Below are 8,524 nucleotides of genomic sequence, written 5' to 3'. Positions count from 1 at the left end.
CCCAAACCTCGCTTCCGGAACACCACGACGCGCAGCGCTCCCCGCCGAAAACCCGAACAGGACGCCACAACCGCTTCAGCGTGGCGTCCAGTGTTCGGGGCTCATTTACCCGTAAATTGAGACTCCCTGGGGTATCCCCCCAGCTGGCCGATCTTGTTACATGGGCGCGACCACACCCACCGCCCGCCGCCGGGTCACAGTCGCATATTTGGTGACGGACACTCGGTCCAATCTACCGTCAGCGCGCAACCCGGTTCCAGAAAGGGCCATAGCCCTTCGCTATCATCGCATTTCGGCTATTCAGCCAGTGATGTGCGACCTATCGCGAGCAGGATCGTACAGGTGCGACGTGGCGCAGTTCACTGTTTCCGCGAGCGCGGTCCCGACCAGGATCAGGGCGGCTTGACGCAGTCCCGCGGCCTCCACCCGATCCGCGATATCGGCCAGGGTGCCGCGCAGAATTCGCTGGTCGGGCTGGGTGGCGCGGTAGACGACGACCACCGGGCAGTCCGCGCCGTAATCCAAGATCAGCTCGTGCGCGAGGGCCCGGATCCGGGTGATGGCCAGGTGCAGCACCAGCGTCGCGCGAGTTCGCGCGAAGTTCGCCAGCGACTCCGACTCGGGCATGACGGTCGAGCGGGCCTGGGTGCGGGTCAGCACCACGGACTGCACCTGCTCGGGGACGGTCAGTTCCGCTCCCAGCAGGGCGGCCGCGGCGGCGTAGGCCGGCACACCCGGCGTGACGTCCCACGGGATACCCAGCGCGTCCAATCGCCGCTTCTGTTCGGTCAGCGCCGAATAGAGGGACGGGTCGCCCGAGCAGAGCCGAGCCACGTCCTTGCCCTGAGCGTGGGCTCGGGCGCAGTGCGCGACGATCTCGTCGAGATCCAGTTTCTGGGTGTCGATCAGCTCGGCGTCGGGTGCGCAGTGGCCCAGCACCTCGGGATCCAGATACGTGCCCGCGTACAGGCATACCGGCGATCGGCGCAGCAACTCCACCGCCCGCACGGTGAGCAAATCCGCCGCCCCCGGGCCGGCGCCGATGAAGTGCACTGTCATCGGGGCAGTCTCGCACAGGGGCGCGGCAACCGAGTTCTCAGCCGCTGACGTCGAAACCGGCGATGATCTTGGTGGGTGCGAGCCGCACGACGAGTTCACCCGGCACTCCATTGCGCCTGCCGAACTCCTCCGCGCGGTCCGGGCCCATGTAGCGGGCGGCGATCTCCGTGGCGGTGCGCAGCAACTCGCCGGGATCCTCGGAGATCTTCGTCACGCCTTGCACCTGGACGAACGAGTAGGGCGGCGCTTGGTCGTCCACGCACAGGCTGAGGCGACCGTCCCGCAGGATCGAACGGCCCTTGGCGGTGTTCTTGCCGGTGTTGAAGACCAGTTCGTCGCCCTCGACGATGAACCAGATGGGGGCGACGAGCGGGCGGCCGTCGGACGCCACGAAGGCGAGCTTGCCGGTCCGGGTGCCGCCGGCCAGGAAATCGCGCACACGCTGATCACTCAGTGAGGCCATGGAGCTCAGCGTAGGGCCTCAGATCGCGCCGCGTTCGCGCGCCCGGGCCACGGCGGAGGTTCGCGATTTGACGCCCAGCTTCGAATAGATGTGGACCAGATGGGATTTCACCGTGGTCTCGGACAGGAACAGGCGCTTGCCGATCTCGCGGTTGGAGTGGCCGTCGGCGACCAGGCGGAGCACCTCGATCTCACGGGGACTGAGGGTGGTGTCGGGCTTGCGGACCCGGGTCATGAGCCGGGAGGCGACCGAGGGAGACAGCACGCTCTCCCCCTCGGCGGCGGAGCGGACGGCGGCCAGCAGTTCGGCGGGCGGGGTGTCCTTGAGGATGTAGCCGACCGCGCCCGCCTCGATCGCGCCGAGGATGTCGGCGTCGGTGTCGTAGTTGGTGACCACCAGGACGTTCGGCGGATTGGGCAGGTCGCGCAGGGCCGCGGTGGCGTCCGCGCCGGACTTGCCCGGCCCGAAGCGCAGATCCATCAGCACCAGATCGACCCGGGTGGTGGTGCAGAAGGCCACGGACTCTTCGGCGGTGGCAACCTCACCGACGACTTCGATATCGGCGGAATCGGTTTCGGCCAGACCGGAATCGAGCAGGGCGCGCAGGCCGGCGCGGACGATGGCGTGATCGTCGGCGAGGAGGATTCGAATCATTGGTCCTCCAAGGGAAAAGAGACGGTGACCGCGGTGTGGCCCGGTTCGGATTCGACGCTCATGGTGCCGCCCTGCTGCTCGACGCGATTGCGCATGGCGGTGAGACCGAAACTGCCGGAAGGGGATTCGGCCAGCACGGCGGGTTCGATGCCGACGCCGTCGTCGACGACGTCCAGGTGCACGGCGTCGTCGGCGTAGGTGAGGGTGACGCGCATGCGGCGAGCGCGGGCGTGGCGCACCACATTCGAGACCGCGCCCTGGGTGATGCGCACCAGGGCGGCCTCCACCGGCATGGGCAGGCGCTGCGGATCGCCCTCGACGAGCACCTGGGCGTCGAGGCCGGGCGCGGCGGCGCGGTCGGTGATGCGGTGCAGCGCGCCGGCCAGCGACTGGCCCTCGAGCGCGGCCGGGGTGAGTTCGGCGATGAGATGGCGGGTTTCGACCAGGCTGTCCGCGGCGGTCTCGCGCGCCAGCCGGATCTTCTCCAGCGCGGGATGTTCGGGGGCGGCGCGCTCGACGGCGTGCAGGAGCAGCTGAATGCTGCTGAGCCCCTGGGCGACGGTGTCGTGGATCTCCTGGGCGAGACGTTCGCGCTCGGCCATCTTGCCCGCAGTGCGCTCCTGTTCGGCGAGAGTGTTTCTGGTGGCGAGCAATTCGTCGATGAGACGCTGCCGTTCGGCGGCCTCGGCGAACAGCGCCTGATACCCGAGCCCGATGGCCACCGCGACCAGCGCGCCCAGCATCGGGCCGATCACCCCCGCCACGGTCCACCCGCGATGCGCGGCGAAGCCGACCACCGACACCACGGTGGCGGCGGCGACCGCGAGCAGACCCCAATTGCGGGGCAGCAGATGCAGATACAGGAAGAACAGGCCGAAGACGAGATATACCGCGAGCGGCGCGACGACCACCAAACCCAGCCAGAGCAAGGTCAGCGCGCCCAGCCAGATCCGGGCGGCTCGAAGGTCGCGGCGAAACCGGCCGCCGATGAAGTAGACCCCGAGGAAGATGCCCGCCAGCAACACCACCGGCACCTGATGCGATCCGGTGGCCAGCTCCTGCGCCGCCACCACGATCGTGAGCGCCACCACCATGACATGCAGGCCCACCTGCAGGGCGGAGAAGACCGGGGTGAGGGGCGAGCGATGCACGCGACCAGCTTATGCCGGGCAATTGTCCGGGCATCCATCGAAAGTAGGAAACGCCGACCCACCCTTGGCTGGGGCGGGAACCGTCCCGCTCGACGATGGTTTTCCGGTGCGGCGGCGACACAGTGGAGTCATGTTCGTCGCACTCCGGGATCTGCGGGCCGCCCGCGGCCGCTTCCTGCTCATTTCGCTGGTCGTGACACTGGTCGCGCTGCTGGTGAGCTTCCTCAGCGGTCTGACCGCCGGGCTGGCGCACCAGAACATCTCCGCCATCCAGGCGTTGCACACCGACACCGTGGTGTTCTCCGACACCGGCTCGTCCGCGTCCTTCGACGCCTCCACCCTGACCGATGAGCAGGTGCGGGCGTGGCAGCAGGCCGGCGGCACCGTCGATCCGATCGGCATCAGCCGCACCCGGGCCACTCTCCACGGTGCGTCGCCGACCCAGGTCGCCTTGTTCGGCGTGGCGGGCACACCCTTCGGCAATCGCGTGGCAACCGAGCCGGGTGCGGTCATCCTGTCCAAGGCGGCGGCCAAGGACCTCGATGCCGCGACCGGTGAGACGGTCGAATTGGGATCGACGTCCTACACGGTGCAGGGGGTCACCGAGGACGACTGGTACGCGCACACGCCGGTGGTGTGGATGACGCTGACGGACTGGCAGGCCCTCAACCCGCACGCGGGGGCGGCGACGATTCTCGCGGTGTCGGGTGTCGGCGATCAGTCCGCGCTGAACAAGACCGCGCACACCACGACCACGAGCAGTCGGGATTCATTGTCCGCCATGGCTTCCTATCAGGCCGAGAACGGGTCGCTGACGCTCATGACGGTCATGCTGTTCGCGATCTCGGCGTTGGTGATCGGCGCGTTCTTCACGGTCTGGACGGTGCAGCGGCAGCCGGATATCGCCACCTTGAAGGCGCTGGGTGCGACCACCGGCTCGCTGGTGCGTGACGCCCTGAGCCAGGCACTGATCGTGTTGCTGCTTGGGGTCGGAGTGGGCGTGGGCATTACCGCGTTGGCGAGCGTATTCATGGGTGGCGCAGTACCTTTCGCGCTCACCGTCAGCACCACGCTGTACCCAGCCGGAGCATTGATCGCACTGGGCCTGCTCGGCGCGACCTTCGCCCTGCGCTTTTTGGTCACGGCGGACCCCCTGACCGCTCTGAATCAGGCACGTTGATGGACTCCTCACTTTCCTTGCCTCCCAGGAGCATTGCGATGACCAACACTCTCACTGTCACCGACTTGACCCTCACCTTCCCCGACGGCGCGGACCGCATCACCGCTCTGGATCAGGTGAACTTGCGTGTGGCCGGCGGCGAGATCGCTGCCATCACCGGGCCGTCCGGCTCAGGCAAGTCGACTCTGCTGGCGACTGTCTCCACGCTCCTGCGGCCGGACTCGGGCCGCATCGATCTCGAAACACCCTCCGGCACCCTGGATCTGGCCGATCTCAGCCGCAGGGACGCCGCTACTCTCCGACGCAACTCGATCGGCATCGTCTTCCAGCAGTCGAATCTGATTCCGGCGCTGACGGCAATCGAGCAGCTCGAGGCAATGGCGCACCTCGGTCAGAGCTGGTTCACCTCACCGGCTCGGCGGCGTGAAGTGCGTTCGCGTGCAAAGGATCTGCTTGCGGCGGTAGGACTGTCCGGCCAGGAGAACAAACGGCCCGCACAACTGTCAGGCGGCCAGCGACAGCGTGTGAATATCGCGCGGGCGCTGATGAACGATCCGGCGCTGCTGGTCATCGACGAGCCGACCAGCGCTTTGGATCAGGAACGCGGCGCAGCCATCATCGATTTGATCGCCGGCATTGTGCGGGAGCACGGGGCTGCGACACTGCTTGTGACACACGACCTTTCACACCTGGACCAGATGGACAGTGTGTACCGGATGGTTGACGGGGTGTTGACTCGGCAGAGGACAGCGGTTGCCGCTTGAAATAGGAAATTCAAGGACGCCTTTCGACCGCGAGAAAAACCATTCGGTATAACTGAAACCATTTATATCACAACGTAATTCGGGTTCCAATGCGATCATTGGAGGCGTAGAATTAGGGTATGAATTCGATGGGGGTGACATTCGACAACTGCGGCATCACCGAACTGGTGACCGCAGTCGAAACCCTCTCGACCACCATCTCCCACGCCACCCTCACCCCGTTCACGGACTCCGACGTGGTGGCGTTGATGCAGCAACTGGAAACCTGCAAACGCAAACTTTCGGCGCTGGATTCGAAACTCATCATCGAAGCCTCGGATCGCTGCCTGCCGGAAGCCAGTGGTGCGGGCAAGTTGGTGCCGTTCCTGCGTCAAACCCTGGGCCTGTCCGCCCACGACGCCTCGGTGCGGGTGAAGATCACCCGCGAATGCGGCGAGTTCACCGAACCCAACGGCCGCCCGCGACCAGCTGCCTTGCCGGTGGCTGCGGAAGCCTTTGCCGCGGGTGCGCTCTCGCGTGACCACGTCCGTCACATCGTGGACATCATGACGCATCTGCCCGCCGACATCCCGGTCGAAACTCGGGTGGATGTGGAGCAGGTGCTGGTGGAACAGTCCTGCGAGGGTTTGTTCCCCGACGACCTCCCCAAGATCGGCCGCGAGATCATCGCCCGTTTGGATCCGGACGGCACGGTGATCAATGATGCCGACCGCCGCCGCCGTCGCGGCTTGGTGATCGGCCGCCCGGGTGTGGATGGCATGTCGTGGGTGGAAGGCTGGATCACCCCGGAACTGCGTGCCTGCCTGGATGCGGTGCTGGCCAAGTTCGCCCGCCCGGGCATGTGCAACGCCGAAGACCCCGAAAGCCCCGGCGTTCCCGGTGCTTCCAACACTGCCCGCACTTCCGGCGCTGCCCGCACTCCTGGTGCTGTCGTTACGCCCGGCTCCATCGTGGCGTCCGGCGCTGCTGTCTGCGACCTGCCCGGTCAGGCTGTGGCCGGCGCTGTGGTCACGGGTGGCGGTGTCGGCGGTGCGGCCACCGACGTTGTAAACACCGGCGCTGCGGCCTTCAGTGTGGTGACCGCCGGGGTTGCCGCCCACGGCATGGTGACCGAAGGCGTTGCCGCCCAAGGCCAGGCCGCCCAGGGTGTTGCGGCCCATGGTGGTGGCGAGGCCCGTCCCACCACTGGCGCGGTTGTCGACTCCGCTGTGCTGGAAGCGGCCGCGCGGCGTGACCGGCGCGATGCCGGGCAACGCAACCACGACGCCCTGCTCGCCCTGCTGCAAGCCGGAGTCGACATGAACAAGCTCGGCACCCATCGCGGACTGCCCGTGCAGATCACCCTCACCATGAGCCTGGCCGATCTGGAACGCGGTGCCGGGATCGCGACCACCGCCACCGGCGGCCACATCTCCATCAACGAAGCACTCAAAATGGCCGCCGGCAGCAAGCCGGTGCTGGCAGTATTGGACGGGGGCGGGATTCCGCTCTACCTGGGGCGTAGCCGAGAACGACTCGCCACCCCCGGGCAACGGCTGGCGTTGATCGCCCGCGACAAAGGCTGCACGCATCCCGACTGCGACGCACCAGCAGCGATGTGCGCTGCCCACCACGTGCTGGATTGGGCCAAAGGCGGTCCCACCGACCTGAACAATCTGGCGTTGGTGTGCGATCACCACCACGCCCTGGTCAACGACAGCGAGTACGGGTGGGCCACGGTGATGATGGGTAAGGATTCCCCGCATCGCGGGCGGGTCGGCTGGATCGCACCGGCGGTGATCGATCCGTCGCGCACGCCTCGGGTGAACGAGAAACATCACGCCGGGCAGCGGGTCGCCACTAGCATCGCCGCACGCTGCCACCAGTGGGGTCCACAGGCCGCATGAACCCCGGGGCCGCTGTTCCACCCCGGGCGTACGCAAAGCAACAGAACAGTGTGGGCGCGTCGCCTGCCCTGCCGGACCGGGGCTGACGCCCAGTCGCGAGCCGCAGCCAGCCGATTCCGGCCCACGGACTGCACGCATCACCTTCTCGAGACAACCGAACAACTAAATCTCCGAGAAACCGAGTGCTGCAGGTTCTTTGACAATTCCACAGAGACAGATTCACGGCCGGTGGGTGAGTGTGCTGGAAGGTGAGCGAGGATGGTGGGTGAGTGTGCTGGGAGGCGCGAGCTGTTCCCGGTGGCGGCTGGTGGGTGAGAGGGCCTCGCAAGCTCGGCCACCCTCTCTCCCTCCTCCTGGCCGTCTTTTATCTTTTCTTCTTTTGGGTTTTGGTCTTTTGGGTTTTCAGGTTTCGAGGGCTCGCCGGGCTCGGTCGCCGATGGTTCGGATCGCTGCCACCAATGCGTCTGGACTGTGGACTTGGAATTCGAATCCGAGTTCCAGGAGGCGATGCGCTACCCATTCGGGGAGGTCGTCTCGGCGCATGTCGAGGACGCAGGTATTTTCGCCACGTGCCACGATGTCGCCTGGCGCTTCACCCAGTCGGCCGATCACAGCGTCAGGTGGGGCGCTGATGTTTACCAGGTAGTGCAAACCTGGTGTGCCCCAGTTGGTTCGGGCACCTGTCACGTAGGCCGCTGGACTCTCGGCGGGAAGGTCTCGGGGCGTGAAGCGGGCGCCGGTGGGGTGGGCGCGTTGGATTCGATCGGCGCGGAAGACTCGCCAGTCGTTTCGGTCCAGATCGAAACCGACTAGATACCAGCGCTGTTTGTACGGCACCAGCCCGACGGGCTCGGTATTGCGGCGGGATTCGGTGCCGGCGGCGGACTCGTAGGCGAAACGCACTCGCTCCCTGTTGGTTATGGCGGCCGCCAGTGTGGCGAGTAGTTCTGGATCGACCGGGTTGCCGCCGGTGGCGGGGACGACGGCGGCGCCCAGCACGCGAACTCGGCGGCGGAGTTTGGACGGCAGCACCTGCTCGAGTTTGGCGAGGGCGCGGACCGAAGCCTCCTCGATGCCGGCGATCGCGGATCCCGCCGCGGCCCGCAAGCCGACCGCGATGGCGACGGCCTCCTCGTCATCGACCAGCAGCGGCGGCATGGCGGCACCGGCTACCAGGCGATACCCGCCGGTCGCGCCCATGGTGGCTTCGACGGGGTAGCCGAGGTCCCGCAACCGGTCGATATCGCGGCGCACGGTGCGGTCGGTGACGCCGAGGCGTTCGGCCAGTTCACTGCCGGGCCATTCGCGGGGGGTCTGCAGGAGGGACAGCAGCTGCAACAGCCGCGCCGATGTATCGCTCATGGCCT

At 66.8% G+C, this 8,524-nt stretch carries 8 protein-coding genes; 3 read left to right on the top strand and 5 right to left on the bottom strand.

Annotated elements, in window-relative coordinates:
* Positions 1-300: 300 nt before the first annotated feature.
* Genes cobM through D7D52_RS07210 form a run of 4 tightly spaced genes read right to left on the bottom strand, consistent with a single transcriptional unit; the run spans position 301 to position 3,327 of the window.
* Positions 301-1,059, bottom strand: a complete 759-nt coding sequence (gene cobM, locus D7D52_RS07225; protein ID WP_120735609.1) for a precorrin-4 C(11)-methyltransferase — start codon at positions 1,057-1,059, stop codon at positions 301-303.
* 37 nt (positions 1,060-1,096) lie between these two features.
* A complete protein-coding gene (locus D7D52_RS07220; protein WP_120735608.1) occupies positions 1,097-1,522 on the bottom strand; it encodes a PPOX class F420-dependent oxidoreductase in 426 nt (141 codons plus the stop codon).
* Between the two features lie 18 nt (positions 1,523-1,540).
* Positions 1,541-2,176, bottom strand: coding sequence for a LuxR C-terminal-related transcriptional regulator (locus D7D52_RS07215; RefSeq protein WP_120735607.1), 636 nt, complete (start codon positions 2,174-2,176; stop codon positions 1,541-1,543).
* Positions 2,173-3,327: a sensor histidine kinase gene (locus D7D52_RS07210; RefSeq protein ID WP_187703123.1), complete on the bottom strand. Its 1,155-nt coding sequence runs from the start codon at positions 3,325-3,327 to the stop codon at positions 2,173-2,175. The genes D7D52_RS07215 and D7D52_RS07210 overlap by 4 nt, the downstream gene beginning before the upstream one ends.
* Before the next feature lie 130 nt (positions 3,328-3,457).
* Here D7D52_RS07210 and D7D52_RS07205 point away from each other — a divergent pair, with 130 nt between their 5' ends.
* The 3 genes from D7D52_RS07205 (at position 3,458) to D7D52_RS07195 (ending at position 7,157) form a co-directional block, all read left to right on the top strand.
* The gene (locus D7D52_RS07205; protein ID WP_120735606.1) at positions 3,458-4,507 is read left to right on the top strand and encodes an ABC transporter permease; all 1,050 of its coding nucleotides are present in this window, start codon (positions 3,458-3,460) and stop codon (positions 4,505-4,507) included.
* A 38-nt stretch (positions 4,508-4,545) separates the two neighbouring features.
* A complete protein-coding gene (locus tag D7D52_RS07200; RefSeq protein WP_120743885.1) occupies positions 4,546-5,271 on the top strand; it encodes an ABC transporter ATP-binding protein in 726 nt (241 codons plus the stop codon).
* A 119-nt stretch (positions 5,272-5,390) separates the two neighbouring features.
* A complete protein-coding gene (locus D7D52_RS07195) occupies positions 5,391-7,157 on the top strand; it encodes an HNH endonuclease signature motif containing protein (RefSeq protein WP_120735605.1) in 1,767 nt (588 codons plus the stop codon).
* 402 nt (positions 7,158-7,559) lie between these two features.
* Here the strand turns inward: D7D52_RS07195 and D7D52_RS07190 are convergent, their stop codons facing one another.
* On the bottom strand, positions 7,560-8,519 hold the full coding sequence (locus D7D52_RS07190; protein WP_120743884.1) for a helix-turn-helix transcriptional regulator: 960 nt from the start codon (positions 8,517-8,519) through the stop codon (positions 7,560-7,562).
* Positions 8,520-8,524: the final 5 nt, after the last annotated feature.

This window comes from Nocardia yunnanensis, from assembly GCF_003626895.1.
GTDB classification, from domain to species: Bacteria; Actinomycetota; Actinomycetes; order Mycobacteriales; family Mycobacteriaceae; genus Nocardia; species Nocardia yunnanensis.
Note: the sequence above shows the minus strand (reverse complement) of the source record. Positions and strands in the feature narration are given on the sequence as shown.

Bases quoted from the DNA above. Each gene is read 5' to 3' on its own strand.
- D7D52_RS07190 (WP_120743884.1), bottom strand. From the start codon at position 8,519: ATGAGCGATACATCGGCGCGGCTGTTGCAGCTGCTGTCCCTCCTGCAG.
- D7D52_RS07195 (WP_120735605.1), top strand. From the start codon at position 5,391: ATGAATTCGATGGGGGTGACATTCGACAACTGCGGCATCACCGAACTG.
- D7D52_RS07200 (WP_120743885.1), top strand. From the start codon at position 4,546: ATGACCAACACTCTCACTGTCACCGACTTGACCCTCACCTTCCCCGAC.
- cobM (WP_120735609.1), bottom strand. From the start codon at position 1,059: ATGACAGTGCACTTCATCGGCGCCGGCCCGGGGGCGGCGGATTTGCTC.
- D7D52_RS07220 (WP_120735608.1), bottom strand. From the start codon at position 1,522: ATGGCCTCACTGAGTGATCAGCGTGTGCGCGATTTCCTGGCCGGCGGC.
- D7D52_RS07205 (WP_120735606.1), top strand. From the start codon at position 3,458: ATGTTCGTCGCACTCCGGGATCTGCGGGCCGCCCGCGGCCGCTTCCTG.
- D7D52_RS07215 (WP_120735607.1), bottom strand. From the start codon at position 2,176: ATGATTCGAATCCTCCTCGCCGACGATCACGCCATCGTCCGCGCCGGC.